The 14659-nt window shown below is 63.7% G+C and carries 14 protein-coding genes; 8 read left to right on the top strand and 6 right to left on the bottom strand.

Annotated elements, in window-relative coordinates:
- Positions 1-126: 126 nt before the first annotated feature.
- Genes phnE through EPL00_RS15580 form a run of 3 tightly spaced genes read right to left on the bottom strand, consistent with a single transcriptional unit; the run spans position 127 to position 2921 of the window.
- Positions 127-1122 (bottom strand): phosphonate ABC transporter, permease protein PhnE, encoded by a 996-nt coding sequence (gene phnE / locus EPL00_RS15590; RefSeq protein WP_135853508.1) that lies wholly within the window; start codon positions 1120-1122, stop codon positions 127-129.
- Positions 1115-1903 carry a phosphonate ABC transporter ATP-binding protein gene (locus EPL00_RS15585; protein ID WP_135853509.1) on the bottom strand — a complete coding sequence of 263 codons (789 nt, stop codon included), beginning with the start codon at positions 1901-1903 and terminating at the stop codon, positions 1115-1117. Before EPL00_RS15585 ends, phnE begins: the two co-directional genes overlap by 8 nt.
- 49 nt (positions 1904-1952) lie before the next feature.
- The gene (locus EPL00_RS15580; protein ID WP_202932660.1) at positions 1953-2921 is read right to left on the bottom strand and encodes a PhnD/SsuA/transferrin family substrate-binding protein; all 969 of its coding nucleotides are present in this window, start codon (positions 2919-2921) and stop codon (positions 1953-1955) included.
- Positions 2922-3419: 498 nt separating this feature from the next.
- Here EPL00_RS15580 and hisH point away from each other — a divergent pair, with 498 nt between their 5' ends.
- The 3 genes from hisH (at position 3420) to EPL00_RS15565 (ending at position 5516) form a co-directional block, all read left to right on the top strand.
- Positions 3420-4175, top strand: a complete 756-nt coding sequence (gene hisH / locus EPL00_RS15575) for an imidazole glycerol phosphate synthase subunit HisH (RefSeq protein ID WP_135853850.1) — start codon at positions 3420-3422, stop codon at positions 4173-4175.
- A gap of 422 nt (positions 4176-4597) precedes the next feature.
- Positions 4598-4930, top strand: coding sequence for a hypothetical protein (locus EPL00_RS15570; RefSeq protein ID WP_135853511.1), 333 nt, complete (start codon positions 4598-4600; stop codon positions 4928-4930).
- A gap of 202 nt (positions 4931-5132) precedes the next feature.
- Positions 5133-5516: a hypothetical protein gene (locus EPL00_RS15565; RefSeq protein WP_135853512.1), complete on the top strand. Its 384-nt coding sequence runs from the start codon at positions 5133-5135 to the stop codon at positions 5514-5516.
- Positions 5517-5620: 104 nt separating this feature from the next.
- On the opposite strand, the gene EPL00_RS15560 is transcribed toward EPL00_RS15565, so the two are convergent.
- Positions 5621-5968, bottom strand: coding sequence for a hypothetical protein (locus EPL00_RS15560; RefSeq protein ID WP_135853513.1), 348 nt, complete (start codon positions 5966-5968; stop codon positions 5621-5623).
- A 402-nt stretch (positions 5969-6370) separates the two neighbouring features.
- Here EPL00_RS15560 and EPL00_RS15555 point away from each other — a divergent pair, with 402 nt between their 5' ends.
- From EPL00_RS15555 to EPL00_RS15545, 3 genes are all read left to right on the top strand, one after another.
- Complete coding sequence (locus EPL00_RS15555) at positions 6371-7480, top strand: tRNA (guanine(26)-N(2))-dimethyltransferase (RefSeq protein ID WP_135853514.1); 1110 nt, start codon at positions 6371-6373, stop codon at positions 7478-7480.
- A gap of 72 nt (positions 7481-7552) precedes the next feature.
- Positions 7553-8791: a YihY/virulence factor BrkB family protein gene (locus tag EPL00_RS15550; protein WP_135853515.1), complete on the top strand. Its 1239-nt coding sequence runs from the start codon at positions 7553-7555 to the stop codon at positions 8789-8791.
- A gap of 134 nt (positions 8792-8925) precedes the next feature.
- Positions 8926-9753, top strand: a complete 828-nt coding sequence (locus tag EPL00_RS15545; RefSeq protein ID WP_135853516.1) for a phosphatase PAP2 family protein — start codon at positions 8926-8928, stop codon at positions 9751-9753.
- 47 nt (positions 9754-9800) lie between these two features.
- Here EPL00_RS15545 and glnA read toward each other — a convergent pair whose 3' ends face one another.
- Complete coding sequence (gene glnA, locus EPL00_RS15540; RefSeq protein WP_135853517.1) at positions 9801-11171, bottom strand: type I glutamate--ammonia ligase; 1371 nt, start codon at positions 11169-11171, stop codon at positions 9801-9803.
- Between the two features lie 126 nt (positions 11172-11297).
- Between glnA and lrp the strand changes: the two genes are divergently transcribed.
- Both lrp and EPL00_RS15530 read left to right on the top strand, forming a co-directional pair.
- The gene (gene lrp, locus EPL00_RS15535) at positions 11298-11759 is read left to right on the top strand and encodes an HTH-type transcriptional regulator Lrp (RefSeq protein ID WP_135853518.1); all 462 of its coding nucleotides are present in this window, start codon (positions 11298-11300) and stop codon (positions 11757-11759) included.
- A gap of 72 nt (positions 11760-11831) precedes the next feature.
- Positions 11832-12485 carry a helix-turn-helix domain-containing protein gene (locus tag EPL00_RS15530; protein ID WP_135853519.1) on the top strand — a complete coding sequence of 218 codons (654 nt, stop codon included), beginning with the start codon at positions 11832-11834 and terminating at the stop codon, positions 12483-12485.
- Positions 12486-12860: 375 nt separating this feature from the next.
- On the opposite strand, the gene thsA is transcribed toward EPL00_RS15530, so the two are convergent.
- Complete coding sequence (thsA, locus tag EPL00_RS15525) at positions 12861-14546, bottom strand: thermosome subunit alpha (protein WP_135853851.1); 1686 nt, start codon at positions 14544-14546, stop codon at positions 12861-12863.
- Positions 14547-14659 lie beyond the last annotated feature (113 nt).

Raw genomic sequence — 14659 nt, 5'->3', positions numbered from 1 at the left:
GCGGCGGTAACCTGACTATAGTTGTCTCTAACAATCACAGATATATACCAAAAGATTCCAAAGCTTTGTCTGAAGAGCGACCGACTCGTATTCGACCGACGAGAAACCCCGGAACGGTCGGACCGGTCAGCGGTTGCTACCGGTACCGAGCCACTTACTGCCGTCGGTGAGGTCCTTGATGGCGTCCAAGAGCGACTTGCTCTCGTGTTCGTCCGGGCGGAGTCGCGCGCGGATGCGCGACGAGAGCAGTTCGACCGAGATGACGATGACGAACACCATGATGATGCCCGCCGCGGCCTTCTGGTACTTGAACAGGTCCTGTCGCAGGCGGATGTACCGACCGATACCGCCCGCGCCGACGACACCGAGGCTGATAGCGATGCGGGTGTTGATTTCGAGGATGTAGAGCGTCCACGCGACGTAGGAGGTCGAGACCTGACTCAGCATCCCGAAGCCGATGACCTGCGGCCGGGAGGCACCGGTCGAGCGGATGGCCTCGATGGGACCGTCTTCGATCTCCTCGAGTTCGTCGGTGAACAGGCGGCCGAGGTTCCCGATGGTGTCGGTGGCGATGGCCAGCACCGCGCTGACCTCGTTGATGCCCGCCAGCGGCACGTAGATGAGAATCCAGACCAGCGCCGGGATGGCCCGAATCGCGCTCATCGCGCCGCGGAAGATGAAGTTGAACGGGAACGGCGTGACCTGCTCGGAGCCCATCACGCCGAAGAACAGCGCGAGCGGGAATCCGAGGACTGTGCCGGTGAACCCGAGGATGATGGTCACCATGCTGAGTCGCACCAGCGATGCGCTGTCGCTGGTCAGGCTCTCGATGATGGGCTGGCCGAAGTTCCGGAAGCTCGCCGGAATCGCCTGTAGACCCGTAATCTCGTTTTGCGAGGTGTAGATGGTGAAGTCCACGAAGTTCGGCGGCACGAAGCTCTTGACGAACTCTATCTCTTGGGGCACCTGCGCCCAGAGTTCCTTCGGCTCGAAGCCGATGAAGTTCAGCCCGAAGTACGTCGCCGCGAGGACGAGCGCCACGAGTCCGACGCCGAACAGTTGGCGAATCCGACGACGGCGCTCCAGCGCGCGCAGCGTCTCGTCGATTCGGGAGTTACTCATCGTCGTCACCTCGCTCGGGCGTCGTGGTCGCGAGATTCTCCGCCTGTTCTCTGCCTTCCGCGTCTTCGCCGTAGTATATTTGGTCCACTACGTCCATCGTGAGGTCCTCGCGGTCGCCGTCGAAGATGAGTTCGCCGTCCCTGACACCGAGGAACCGGTCGCCGAACTCGCGGGCGATGTTCACCTGATGGAGGCTCGCAATCGTCGTTAGGTTGCGCTCTTTTGCGGCGTCCTTCATGTAGCCCATCACGTCCTTGGCGGCCTTCGGGTCGAGACTCGACACCGGTTCGTCGGCCAGCAACAGGTCGGGTTGCTGGACGAGCGCGCGAGCGATGCCGACGCGCTGTTTCTGACCGCCGCTCATCGACCCGGCACGCTGGCCCGCCTCGTCCAAGAGACCGACCGTATCGAGGGCGTCCAGCGCCGCGTGCTTGTCCTCCTCGTCGTTCATGGTGAGCGCGCTCTCGGCGAAGTTCGACCGAGAGAGGCCACCGGTGAGCGCGTTCTTGAACGCGCTCATGCTCTCGATGAGGTAGTGCATCTGGAAGACCATCCCGACCTCGCTGCGCTCGCCGCGCACGGGCCTCTCGTTGATGATAACCTCGCCTTCGGTGGGCTGTGTCAACCCGTTGAGGACGCGGAGCATGGTCGATTTTCCCGCGCCGGACGGCCCGAGGAGAACCACGAACTCGCCCTCGGGAATCTCGAAGCTCACGTCGTCTAGGGCGACCGTGTCTCCCCCGTAGATCTTGGTTACGTTTTCGAGTGAGACTGCTGGCATCGGTAAAAAGACAATTGTAACGGTTTATTTATCTACTTATTCTGCCGCGTTACTTGAAGTAGTCCGTGCCGACGCCAAGATCTTTTGCGGCGTCGATGACGGGCTGGTACTTCTCGACATCGACTTTGCGAACGTCGTTGAACCAGAGGTCGTCGCCGCCGCCCTCCTCGCCGTTCTTGCCGAGGTAGATCTTGTTCGGGGCGTCGATGAACGCCTGCGTGAGTGCTTCTTTCTCCTCTTCCGTGAGCTGCGGGCTGACCACGATTGGTGCGCGGGGCAGGCCCGTGTGTTCGTTGATTATGGTCGCGTGCTTGTCGAAGTCGTCCTGTAGACCGGGGACGAAGCCGCCGAAGCCAGCGAAGTCGGCCTGTCCGTTCTTGAGCGTCTCGTACGCGCCCGTGTGACTGGAGAAGTTCGGTGTGAACGACGCGTCGCCGCCGCCGCCCTCGGGAAGGCTGCCGACCCCGATACCGGCCTGCTTGAGGTCGTACAGTGGGAATAGACATCCACTCGCCGAGAGTCGGTCGGCGAACGCGATGGTGGTGTCGTTGTTCTGGACGTACGTCTTCATCTCGTCGAAGTTCGAGACATCAACCTCGTCGGCCGCGACGATGATGCTCTTGTACTCCCAGCTACCGTATCCCTTCCGCTGGAGGGCGATTTCGGACTTCCCAGCTTCGGAACCCAGTGCAGCAGCGAACGGACCGGTCTCCGCCATGTCGGACGTACCAGCGCCGAGCGCCTGAATGACGGCGCTGTAGTTGTTCGCCAGCTTGAGGCTGGCGGACGTGTCGAATTCGTTCTGCAAGTACTCCTTGATGGGCTGGTACTGCGCCTGAAGCTTCTCCTGTGCGACGGACGGCGAGACGTTGAAGTTGATCTCGCCGTTCTGGAAGTCCATCGTCTCTTCCGTCGTGGTCGCTTCCGTCGCTTCGGTAGTCGTTTCGCTGTCGTCCATCCCGGACGTGGTGTCCGAGGAGGTCGTGGTCGTCTCGTCGTCGGAACTGCCGCCACCCATGCAGCCTGCGAGTCCGACCGTGCCGATTACGCCAGTCGTTTTGAGGAATTTTCGCCGGTTTGCCATGACCGAATCATCTTAACGGTCAGACACGCGCCGGTTAAGTCTTCCTATTTTTCCTATATAATATCACGGCACTCAGACCGTAATACTCGTCTTCGCGGCCGAATAGCGCGTGAAAAGTTAACACGCAAAAGGTGCCGACCACCGGTCGCAGTCGAGCGCGACCCCGGAGAAAAATTATTAGAATACTGACTGAAGCCGGACCGAACGGACTCCGCCCACTGGCGCGACTGCCACACGCGCGGTGTCGAAGACTCGATGCCCGTGCCTCCGACTGCGGCCCTCCCCCGGCGGACGCGGCGAGTGTAAACGAACTACTCGTTGGACCCTTCTTCCCGAAATGCGTCCACGAATACTTTCGAAATCAGTCAGGTCTTTCGGCGACTCGACGCCGGGAAGGAAAGGGACTTTGCCGTGCCACAGGTACTCTCGGGCATGAACGCCACCGAAGCGCGCGACCCCGAGGAGACCGGAGCGTCGGTCGTCGTGGTCGATTACGGACTGGGAAACCTCCGGAGCGTCACGCGAGGGTTGGAACGGGCGGGTGCGACCGTCACGGTCAGCGACGACCCCGAGACGTTCGCGTCGGCCGACGGGGTCGTCCTGCCGGGCGTCGGCGCGTTCCGCGAGGGCGTCGAGAACGCGGGTCCCTACCGGGCGGCGCTCCTCGACGCCGCCGACCGTGGGACGCCCGTCTTCGGCATCTGTCTCGGGATGCAGATGCTTCTGACGACCAGCGAGGAGGCCGAGCGCACGGCGGACTCCTCGGACGGGCACGCGAGTGACGCCGACGCGAGCGAGAGCGCGAGTGACGGTGCTGGCGGACACGCAGGCGAACGTGCCGGTGGGCACGCGGGCGACGTGCGCGGACTCGACCTGATTCCGGGAACTAACGTCCGATTCGCGGACGGCCAGAAAGTCCCGCACATGGGGTGGAACGAACTCGACGTGAAGCGCGACCACCCTCTCGTGGACGGCGTCGATGGCGAGTACGCCTACTTCGTCCACTCCTACTACGCGGTCCCCGACGACCCGGAGGCCGTCGTCGCCACGAGCGACTACGGAACGGCGTTCCCGGCGGTCGTCGCCAACGACGAGGGAACCGTCTTCGGAACGCAGTTCCACCCCGAGAAGAGCGGCGAGACCGGCCTCCGACTCCTCCGGAACTTCGTAGATATCTGCACGGCGTGACCGACCCCGGCGATTTCTAGCTTTAAAAGGAAATATTAAGCGAGAAGGGCCCCTTTTATGATGTGGTATCTCTTGGCATACACGGAAGATACCCGTGAGAGTTCGCGACTCTGGCTTTCGATACCCCTACCCGCATTTCGGAAACCGGGGTCCCGTCTTTCGAGTTTCGTCTTCGTCGGCCTTCGCTCACTCGACGCCGACGAGCGGTCGGACTTCCACTCTCCGGAACTGTTCCGTCGATTCGACGAGAGGTATTTCGCCGACCACCTGCTAGCGGTATTCCCCCGTATCAATATAGAGTAATTACCAGATTTTGTAAAATCGCCCGAACAGAATGAATTTCTTATGTCCCCACGCAATATAGAGAAAAAGTTTTAGGGCGTGAAGAGTTTAATAGAAGTTGGCACTGCGCCAAGATTACTATGAATACACGCACACTCGGAATCCTCGTCGGATTCACCATGCTCGGAATCGCGCTCACCGGTAGTGCGGCCGCCGCGCCGATTACGGCCGATGGGCCGATTACGGCGACTCAGCCGATAACTCAGTCGCCGATTACCCAATCGCCGATTACAGCGGACGCGCCGATTACGCAGGACGTACCGATAACTCAGTCGCCGATCACGGGTCCCATCACAGAGTCGCCCATCACGGCCGACGCCCCGATTACGGCGACTCAGCCGATAACCCAGTCGCCGATCACCGGGCCGATTACGGAGTCGCCCACCACCGCGAGCGCCCCGATTACGCGGTAACTTTCGGCCGAAGTCGATTTTTCGAGAGGTTGCGCGACCAGTCGCCGCTCGGACTGCGAGTACCGACCGTGCCTCGACGCTCGCGTCTACCGACTCATACACAAATTTCATTATTTATAGAACTAATTTAGATATAATATCAAAAATATTTAGTAGGGGGATTCGGTTGGGAGTTATGTGGTACCGTTCCACAAGACCAATCATGAACACGAACACACTTGGACTCTTGCTCGGACTCGTCGTACTCGGAATCGCGTTCACTGGCGGTGCGGCCGCTACACAGGACTCGACTCAGAACACCGCAGTTCTCGGCGACGCCGTCTCGGCGACCGACGCCCCCACCACGCTCTCGGAACCGACCGCGACGCCGACGAACTCGCTAGAAGCCGCCCCGCTCGCGGGATGTTGCTGTTGTGAGTGGCGGTTCAAGCCGTCGCTGGACCGACTGTCGAGTCTCCGAACCGACGCGGAACCGAAGCCTACCGAATCGCTGGAGACGACCGCGTTTACGGGTTGTTGTTGCTGTGAGTGGCGGTTCAAGCCGTCGCTGAACCGGCTGTCCGACCTCCGCGCCGACGCGAGGTAGGGACTCCGCTTCGGTCCTGAATCGACTCTCGAAACGAAATCCGAGGTCCGGCCCCGTTCCGGACTCGCTTCTCACGCACGACCGCTCGGTCGATGGCATCCCTCTCACAGAAAGTCGCGTACGTCCGAGTACCACATGTCGTGGTCGTCCACCGCGCCCACCCGGCGCGCGATGGCGACGGCGATGACGTGCCAACAGAGGTCGGTCGGGTCCTCGGGGTCCAAGTTGTACTCGCTGTCCCGACAGCCACAGCCCCGTCCCTCCACGACGTACTCGTCGTCGTGGCCCACGACGACCGTGAAGTCCCGATACTCCTTGACTCGCCCCTCCGAGACGGCCTCGATTGCCTGCGCGCCGCGGTCGTCGTGGACCGACAGGATGGCGTTCGTGACCGTCGGGGTGAGTTCGCCCGCCGCGTCGAGGTCGGCCTGCCACTCCTCGACAGCGTTCACGGGGACCTCCTCCGGAGCGCGCGCTGGAGACTGTCGGGCACTGTAGCGTCGGCCGGGAACACGACAGACGCGTTCGGACGGTGGACCTAAACAGGTTCCGGTGTCCGGCGTTCGCACGACCTGTAACCCCGACCTGACGTTTATATCGGAAGACGGAACCAGTCCTGCCCGGACGCTTCGCGGAGTTGCGAGCAGATAGCTGGCGAGTCGGTCAGCACTGTCGCGCTGCGGTGCCGCCCCGCCGCGGTGGCACTGCCCACCTCGTGACTCCCAGTCCGACTAACCGGAAACGGCTGAGCCACCCACGACCGGAAACGGTCGAACCACACTAACTGGAAACGGCCGAGCTACGAATCGGGCGCGCATCGGTTCGCTTTTCGCCGGTGAGCGACGACTACGGGTATGCGCGTCAGCGAAGGCGGGGTCGAGGTCGAAGTCCCCGAACAGGCCGAGGAGGGCATCGGCGACGAGGTGTTTTTCAACCCGGTACAGGAGTTGAACCGCGACCTGACCGTGGCGACGCTCCGGGCCTACCGGGACCGAGAGCCGCGCGCGGAGTACTACCTCGACGCGATGGCCGCCAGCGGCGTCCGAGGAGTCCGCGCCGCGGCCGAGGGCTGGAACGCGACGCTCGCGGACATCGACGAGCAGGCCGTCGAACTCTGCCGGGAGAACCTCGCTCACAACGACCTCGACGGCGAGGTCGTCCAGCGCGACGCCAACGCCCTCATGCACGAGGAGGTCTTCGACGTGGTGGACATCGACCCCTTCGGGACGCCGATTCCGTTCGCGGACGCCGCATTCGCCAACACCCGCGATTTGGTCTGTGTCACCGCGACCGACACCGCACCCCTCTGTGGCGCGCACTTCCACAGCGGCGTTCGGAAGTACGGCGCGGTGCCGCGCAACACCGACTACCACGCCGAGATGGGCGTCCGCGTCCTGCTGTCGGCGATGGCCCGCACGGCGGCGCGCTACGACGCTGGCGTGACGCCGATTCTGACCCACGCGACGAACCACTACGTCCGGACTTACCTCGAACTCGACCATAGCGCGAGCGACGCCAACGCCGCCATCGACCAGTTGGGCCACGTCTACCACTGCGAGGACTGTCTCCATCGCGAACACGACGAGGGCCTCATCGCCGACCCTCTCGACACCTGCCCCGAGTGCGAAAGCGAGCGGATGCTGACCGCCGGACCGCTCTGGCTCGGCCCGGCCCACGACGCCGAGTTCGTGGCGGCGGTCCGCGACGAGATAGACGACGAGATGGGCACCGCGAGCAAAATCGAGCGACTGCTCGACACCCTCGAAGGCGAACTCCACCTGCCGACCCACTACGACCAGCACCGCCTCTGCAAGGAGTGGGGCCGGGCGGCCTCGGGGATGGACGAGTTCCTCGAGAACCTCCGAGACGCTGGCTACGAGGCGTCTCGTACCCACTACGGCGGCACGACCTTCAAGACGCGAGCGACCGTCGAAGCTATCCGCGAAGCGACACGAGACTCCTAACTCCGGCGTTCAAAACCGGATACCCCGGCTCGTGCCAGTGAATATTTGTATCTCGTTGGCGAAACAAGTCGCGTGCCCAGTCTCGGAACCGCCGTGAACGTCGCCCGCTCGGTCGCCGACGAGGCCCGAGAACAGGAGATTACGTTTCTCGCGGCGAGTACGGCCTACTACGCGTTCGTCTCGCTCATCCCGCTGCTCCTGCTGGCCTTCGTCGTCGTCTCGTTCGTGGCTGGCGAACAGTTCGCGCGGGACGTGGTCGAACAGGCCTCGGGGCTGTTGACGGCGACCGGCCAAGAGCAGTTGTTCGAGTTCATCACGAACCCGCAGGGGACCGGCGGAACGACGGTCATCGGACTGGTCGTGTTGGCGTGGAGCGCGATAAAGGTGTTCCGAGGGTTCGACGAGGCCTTCTCGGCCATCTACGCGACCGACGCCAAGACCGGACTCGCCGACCAAGTGAAAGACGCGCTGCTCGTGTTGGCCGCCATCGGCGCGGGCGTCGTCGTCGTCGTGCTGACCGGTGCGGCGACCGCGCTCTTCCCCCAGTTCCCGTTCGTCGGCCTCCTCACGACGCTGGTTCAGTTGGTCGCGCTCGTCCCGGTCTTCCTTCCGCTGTACGTCGTCTTCCCCGACGCTGGCGTCTCGCTCCGGGAGGCGCTTCCCGGTGCCGTGGTCGTGACCGTCGGCTGGACGGTCCTCCAAGTGCTGTTTCGCGTCTACGCGGGGGTCTCCTCGACCAGTCCCACGCAGTTTCTCGGCACTGCGCTTCTGTTGGTGACGTGGCTGTACTTCGCCAGCATCCTCGTCCTGCTCGGCGGCGTCGTGAACGTCGTCCTCGCCAATCGCGGAAGTTATGCGGAACGAACAAAAGAGTCCGAGACCGAACGTATCGAACGGAAACGACAACTACTCTCCCGATACATGACCGACGACGAATCCGCTCCCGACATCGTGGAACTCCGCGACGAGTTGCGGGAGCTGCGAGCAGATGTCGAATCGTTCGAAGAGGACATCGAGACCCGGACCGTCGAGAAACCCGAGGTCGAGTCGGAACTCAAGCAGTACGTCCGCAAGCGGATGCGTCGCGGCCACGCCCGCGGTTGGGGTCCGTACCTCGTGTTGCTGTACGGGACCGCCATGACCGTCGCGGCGTTCTTCTGGCTCCGCGGCGGATGGGCCATCTTCGCCATGACCGTCATCTGGCTCTCGACGCTCGGCCTGTACGCCCTGATGGTGATGCTCGGGTTCGGCGTCGGCGTGCTGAGTCTCCCCGGCCGCATCAGCGACCGCATCGGTAACTTCCGGTCGTAGCGCGGGGTCGCCCTGTCGTCGGTTCGGTCGTCTCGGCGGTCCGGTCGTCCCGGCCGTTCGGTCGTCTCGGTCGTCCGGTCGTTCCGATTCATCGGGCGTAGCGTATATCTTTCTCCCGCGTCTATCACCGGGCCATGCCCGGACGAGGAGTCGGCGTCACGGAGGCACTCGAACGACTGCTCACGCCGTGGATGCGCGAGCTGTTCACGCTGATTACGCAACTCGGAGACGCGTGGTTCCTCTTCGCGGCCGTCGCGTTCGTCTACTGGTTCGGCGACCGGCGGCGCGGGGCGTTCGCGTTGTCGGCGATTCTCGGCGCGCTGGCGCTGACGCTCGCACTCAAGGGACTGTTCGCGCTCCCGCGCCCGCCGGTCGAGTTACAGGTCGGCCACGCCAGCGGCTACGGCTTCCCGAGCGGTCACGCCATCGGCGCGACGGTCCTGTGGGGACTGCTGGCGCTCGTCCTCGAACGCGGCTCGCACCGCTGGCGCGCCGTCGGCGCCGGGGCAGTCGTCGCCGTCGTCGCGACCTCACGGCTCGTCATCGGCGTCCACTACGTCGCCGACGTAGCAATCGGTATCGGTATTGGGCTGGCGTACCTCGCGGTGCTGTTGTACGTGACTCGGTGGAGTCCGACCCGCGGGTTCGTCGCCGCCGCCGGACTCGCGCTGGCGGCGGTCGCCACGAACGGACTCACTCCCGATTCGGTCGCCGCGGTCGCGGGCGTCACCGGGGCTGGCGTCACGTGGTCGATGCTGGACGCGCGGCCGAACGGGTCGGTTCACCTGCCCGCCGCCCTCGTCGGACTGGCGGTCTTCGGCGCGGTCGGCTACGCGGGCCACCGGCTCTCGCTGGCACTCCCGATGGTGTTCGCGCTGAATCTGGTAATCCCCGCGGGAATCTTGCTCCTCCCGCTGGCGGTCGAGCGCGCGAAAGAAGCTCGGTCGGCGTCGCCGACCTGAGAAGGAATGCCGCGTCGCGGACCCGAACCGCGTGTCCCGCTCGGACCTCAGAACTTTTCGAGGTACTTCTCCTCTTCCCACGACGAGACGTGGGTCTTGTAGTCGGCGTAGTCGGCGCGCTTGGCTTCGGCGAACTTGTCGCTGACGTGTTCGCCGAGGGCCTCCTGAATCACCTCGTCCTCTTCGAGGGCATCGACGGCCGCACCGAGGTTCGGCGGGAGCGTGGTGATGCCGTACTCCTCGCGCTTCTCGTCGTCGAACTCGTAGATGTCCTCGCGGACGGGGTCGCCGGGGTCGGCGTCGTTCTCGATGCCGTCGAGACCGGCCGCGATGACGGAGGCGAGCGCGAGGTAGGGGTTACACGACGGGTCGGGACTGCGAATCTCGAACCGGGAACTCGCGCCCGCGGCGTCGGGCACGCGGATGAGCGCCGAGCGGTTCACGTCGGACCACGCGACGTAGACGGGGGCCTCGTAGCCGGGGACCAGCCGCTTGTAGGAGTTGACCGTCGGGTTCGTGACCGCGGTGAACGCCTGTGCGTGGTTCAGAACGCCGCCCATGAACTTGTAGGCGGTCTCGCTCAGGTTGAACTCGTCGTCCTCGTCGGCGAAGGCGTTGCCGTCCTCGTCGAAGAGGCTGATGTGGCTGTGCATGCCCGAGCCGTTGATTTCGCTGATGGGCTTGGGCATGAACGTCGCGTGCATGTCGTTCTGCTCGGCGACCGCCCGGACCACGGCGCGGAAGGTGGAGATGTTGTCCGCGGCCGAGAGCGCGTCGTCGTACTTGAAGTTGATCTCGTGCTGGCCGTCGGCGACCTCGTGGTGGCTGGCCTCTATTTCGAAGCCCATCTGTTCGAGCGTGAAGATGATCTCACGGCGCACGTCGGAGGCGAGGTCCTTGGGCGCGAGGTCGAAGTAGCCGCCCGAGTCGTGGGGGATGGTCGTCGCCTTCCCCTTCTCGTCTTTCTCGAAGAGGAAGAACTCGGGTTCGGGTCCGATGCTGACCGTGTAGCCCATCTCCTCGGCGTCGGCGAGGACACTCTTGAGGACTTGGCGGGGGCCGCCCTCGAACGGCGTGCCGTCGGTGTTCACCACGTCACAGATGAGGCGCGCGCTCGCCGTGTCGCCGTCCGAGCGCCACGGGAGGACGGCGAACGTCTCGGGGTCGGGTTCGAGACGCATGTCGCTCTCTTGGATGCGTACGAAGCCCTCGATAGAAGAACCGTCGAACCAGATACCCTCGTCGAAGGCCTTCTCGACCTGCGAGGCGGGCACGCTGACGTTCTTGACGGTTCCGGTGATGTCGGTAAACTGGAGGCGAACGAAATCGACGTTCTCCTCGTCTATCTTGTCGAGTACGTCCTGCTCGGCCTCGGTCAACTCGGATTCCTTACTGGTGGCGATTTGTCCATCCGTCATCTTTGTCGTCGTTATCTACCACTACGTGGATTACTAAAACGTTATTGGTCCGCGCAAGTCTGAGTTTCACCCCGAAGAATTGGATATTCGTAAAATTCTAAAGGGTGGCTACCGTCGTTGGACGTAATGACGTACGAAAACCTCGACGCGAAGTTGGTGAATGCGCTATTGGGCGACGGCCGAGCGAGTCTCCGAAGCCTCGCCGAAGACCTCGACGTGTCGGTCACGACCGTCTCGAACCACCTCAACGACCTCGAGGAACAGGGTATCATCGACGGCTACACGCCGAAGGTGGACTACGACGCGCTCGGCTACGACGTGACCGCCATCATCCAACTCAAAGTCGAGGGCAACGCCTTGGCCGACGTGACCGACAACCTCCGGAGCCACGACCAGATGATAAGCGTCTACGAGGTCACGGGCGACTACGACATCATCGCTGTCGGCAAGTTCGCCGACACCGACGGGATGAACCGCGGCATCAAGACGCTGCTCAACGACCCCGATATCAAGGAGAGCAACACCAGCGTCGTCCTGAACGCGGCCAGCGAACACCAGCAGTTCGAACTCGACATCGACGACGAGTAGATTCGCCACGGTTCTCCTCGCAGTTGAATTAGTACCGACAGGCTTTCAAGCAACCGAGAGTAGTGGTCCCTAATGAGCCTTATCGCCGAGTTCTCGCTTCGCTCGTCGGAACTCGTGCTCTCGGCCGCCCTCCGCGAGGTCCCCGACGTGACAGTCGAACTCGAACAACAGATGGCCACCGAGTTCGGCGCACCCGTGATGCTCCTCTGGGCGTTCGGCGGCGACCTCGACCGATTCGAAGCCGAACTCGACGCCGACGAGTCGGTGCGCGAACACGCCGTCATCGAGGAACTGGGCGAGCGGAGACTCTACCGGACGCGTCTCGCGACCGAGAACGTCTGTGGTATCTATCCGCTCTACCAGCAACTCGGCGCGTCGCCGATGGCCGCCACCGGTTCGGCAGACGGGTGGGAACGACGCGTCCGCTTCCCGGACCGCGACGCGGTGGTCGAGATGCGACGGCGCTGTGCCGACCGGGACGTGTCGTTTCGACTCCGACGCCTCTACACGCCGGGCGACTCGGAGTTAGAAGACGAGTTCGGCCTGAGCGCCGAACAGCGCGACGCGCTGACGACCGCCGAGCGCGTGGGCTACTTCGACGTGCCGCGAGCGGTCCCGCTCGAAGAACTGGGCGAGGAGCTAGGAATCAGCGGCCAGTCAGCCTCCGAGCGCATCCGCCGGGGCGTCTCGAAACTCGTCTCGAACACGCTCCTCAGCGACTTCTGAGAGGGATTCTCCTCGAAACGAACACGCTGCATAGTCTACGCACAGGAGAGATGTCTCTCCGCCGCGAACGTCGGGCTACGCGGTCGGACGCGAAAGAAAAAACGGGAGTCGAGACGCGGTGTCAGACGACAGCGCAACTCGAATCGGATGGTCGGTCGGCCGGTGCGGTGGCGGTGCGGTCGCCCACTCGGACGCTCACCGCGAGCGAACGGAGTGAGCGAGCGGACCAAGGAACCCTCGACGGAGGAACGAAGCGGTTCCGCCGCTTCGACTCCGACGGAGAGGGTGACGCCGTGTTTTTGATCAACCTTTTGCCAGCGAGGCCGTGCGAACGCCAGCGGCGTTCGCGCGAGCCGAGCGCGGCAAAAGGTTGTCTTACATCGCGCCGCCCATACCGCCCATGCCGCCCATGCCGCCCATGCCGCCGCCCATACCGCCAGCGCCGCCGGGGCCGCCGGGGCCGCCGTCGCCGCCGTCGTCGCCGTCGACCTGACCGCCTTTCAGGTCGCCCGCGGCGATGACATCGTCGATGCGCAGGAGCATGACGGCCGCCTCGGTGGCGGACTCGATGGCTTGGGTCTTGACTCGGAGGGGTTCGACCACGCCGTCCTCCTCCATGTTCACGACTTCACCGGTGTAGGCGTCGAGACCCGACTCGAACGCGCCGCCGTCGTGCTTGCTGCGGAGGTCCACGAGCGAGTCGATGGGGTCGAGACCGGCGTTCTCTGCGAGGGTTCGCGGGATGACTTCGAGGGTGTCGGCGAACGCCTCGACCGCGAGCTGTTCGCGGCCGCCCACGGAGTCGGCGTAGTCGCGCAGTTCGAGCGCGAGTTCCGTCTCGGGCGCGCCGCCGCCGGGCACGACCTTGCCGTCTTCCAGCGTGACGCGCACGACGCCGAGGCTGTCCTCGATGGCGCGCTCGACTTCGTCCACGACGTGTTCGGTGCCACCGCGGAGGATGAGGCTGACGGACTTGGCCTCCTCGACATCCTCGACGAAGATGCGCTGGTCGCCGCCAACGTCCTTCTGGGCAACGGAGCCAGCGAAGCCGAGGTCGTCCTCCTCGATGTCCTTGACGTTACCGACGATGTTCGCGCCGGTCGAGCGGGCGAGCTTGCTCAGGTCGTCGGACTTGGCGCGGCGGACCGCGATGATGCCCGCTTCCGCGAGGAAGTGCTGGGCCATGTCGTCGATGCCGCCGTCCACGAAGACGACATCAGCGCCGACTTCTTCGAGCGTATCGACCATCTCGCGCAGTTGTTCCTCCTCTTGGTCGAGGAAGTTCTGGAGCTGGTCGGGGTCGGTGACGTTGACTTCGGCGTCGATTTCGGTCTCCTGAATTTCGAGGGCGTCGTTGAGCAGGGCGACGTTGGCGTCCTCTGCGAAGTAGGGCATGTTCTCGTGGACGCGCTCCTTGTCCACGATGACGCCTTCGACGAGTTCGGACTGGTCGATGGAACCGCCGACGACGGTCTCGACTTTGACGTTGTCCGTGTCGACACCCTCGTCGTCGGCGACGTTCTGGACCGCGCGGACGACGAGTTCGGCGAGGTACTCCTTGGAGTTCTCCGCGCCCTTGCCGGTCATCGCCGTCGAGGCGATCTTCTCGAGGTACTCGGTGTCGTCGGCGTCCACGTCGATGGCCTTCTCCTCGAGGAGGTCCTTGGCTTTCTCGGCGGCCTGTCGGTACCCCTGCGCGAGCGTGGTCGCGTGGATGTCCTGTTCGAGGAGGTCCTCGGCCTTCTCCAGAAGCTCACCGGCGACGACGACGGCGGTCGTCGTCCCGTCGCCGACTTCGTTCTCCTGAGTCTCGGAGACTTCCACGACCATGTTGGCCGCGGGATGCTCGATGTCCATCTCCTTGAGGATGGTGACGCCGTCGTTCGTGACGACGACCTCGCCCGTGGAGTCCACGAGCATCTTGTCCATCCCTTTGGGACCGAGTGTCGTACGTACGGCCTCGGCGACGGCGGTCCCGGCGGTGATGTTCATCGACTGCGCGTCCTTTCCGGAGGTGCGCTGGCTGTCCTCGGAAAGTACGATCATCGGCTGGTTACCCATTCGTTGTGCCATGTTCGTTGCAATGATTGATTGCCATTCTACATAAAGCTTTCCCTGAAGCGTGTGAGATGGGGGTATTGTGGCGTTTGATATGACATTGTGTGCCTTTGCCA

Source organism: Halorussus salinus (genome assembly GCF_004765815.2).
GTDB lineage: Archaea > Halobacteriota > Halobacteria > Halobacteriales > Haladaptataceae > Halorussus > Halorussus salinus.
Note: the sequence above shows the minus strand (reverse complement) of the source record. Positions and strands in the feature narration are given on the sequence as shown.

Coding starts and splice junctions, on each gene's coding strand:
- EPL00_RS15555 (WP_135853514.1), top strand. CDS start 6,371: ATGCGCGTCAGCGAAGGCGGGGTCGAGGTCGAAGTCCCCGAACAGGCC.
- phnE (WP_135853508.1), bottom strand. CDS start 1,122: ATGAGTAACTCCCGAATCGACGAGACGCTGCGCGCGCTGGAGCGCCGT.
- lrp (WP_135853518.1), top strand. CDS start 11,298: ATGACGTACGAAAACCTCGACGCGAAGTTGGTGAATGCGCTATTGGGC.
- EPL00_RS15530 (WP_135853519.1), top strand. CDS start 11,832: ATGAGCCTTATCGCCGAGTTCTCGCTTCGCTCGTCGGAACTCGTGCTC.
- thsA (WP_135853851.1), bottom strand. CDS start 14,546: ATGGGTAACCAGCCGATGATCGTACTTTCCGAGGACAGCCAGCGCACC.
- EPL00_RS15580 (WP_202932660.1), bottom strand. CDS start 2,921: ATGGGTGGCGGCAGTTCCGACGACGAGACGACCACGACCTCCTCGGAC.
- hisH (WP_135853850.1), top strand. CDS start 3,420: ATGAACGCCACCGAAGCGCGCGACCCCGAGGAGACCGGAGCGTCGGTC.
- EPL00_RS15565 (WP_135853512.1), top strand. CDS start 5,133: ATGAACACGAACACACTTGGACTCTTGCTCGGACTCGTCGTACTCGGA.
- EPL00_RS15570 (WP_135853511.1), top strand. CDS start 4,598: ATGAATACACGCACACTCGGAATCCTCGTCGGATTCACCATGCTCGGA.
- EPL00_RS15585 (WP_135853509.1), bottom strand. CDS start 1,903: ATGCCAGCAGTCTCACTCGAAAACGTAACCAAGATCTACGGGGGAGAC.
- EPL00_RS15545 (WP_135853516.1), top strand. CDS start 8,926: ATGCCCGGACGAGGAGTCGGCGTCACGGAGGCACTCGAACGACTGCTC.
- glnA (WP_135853517.1), bottom strand. CDS start 11,171: ATGACGGATGGACAAATCGCCACCAGTAAGGAATCCGAGTTGACCGAG.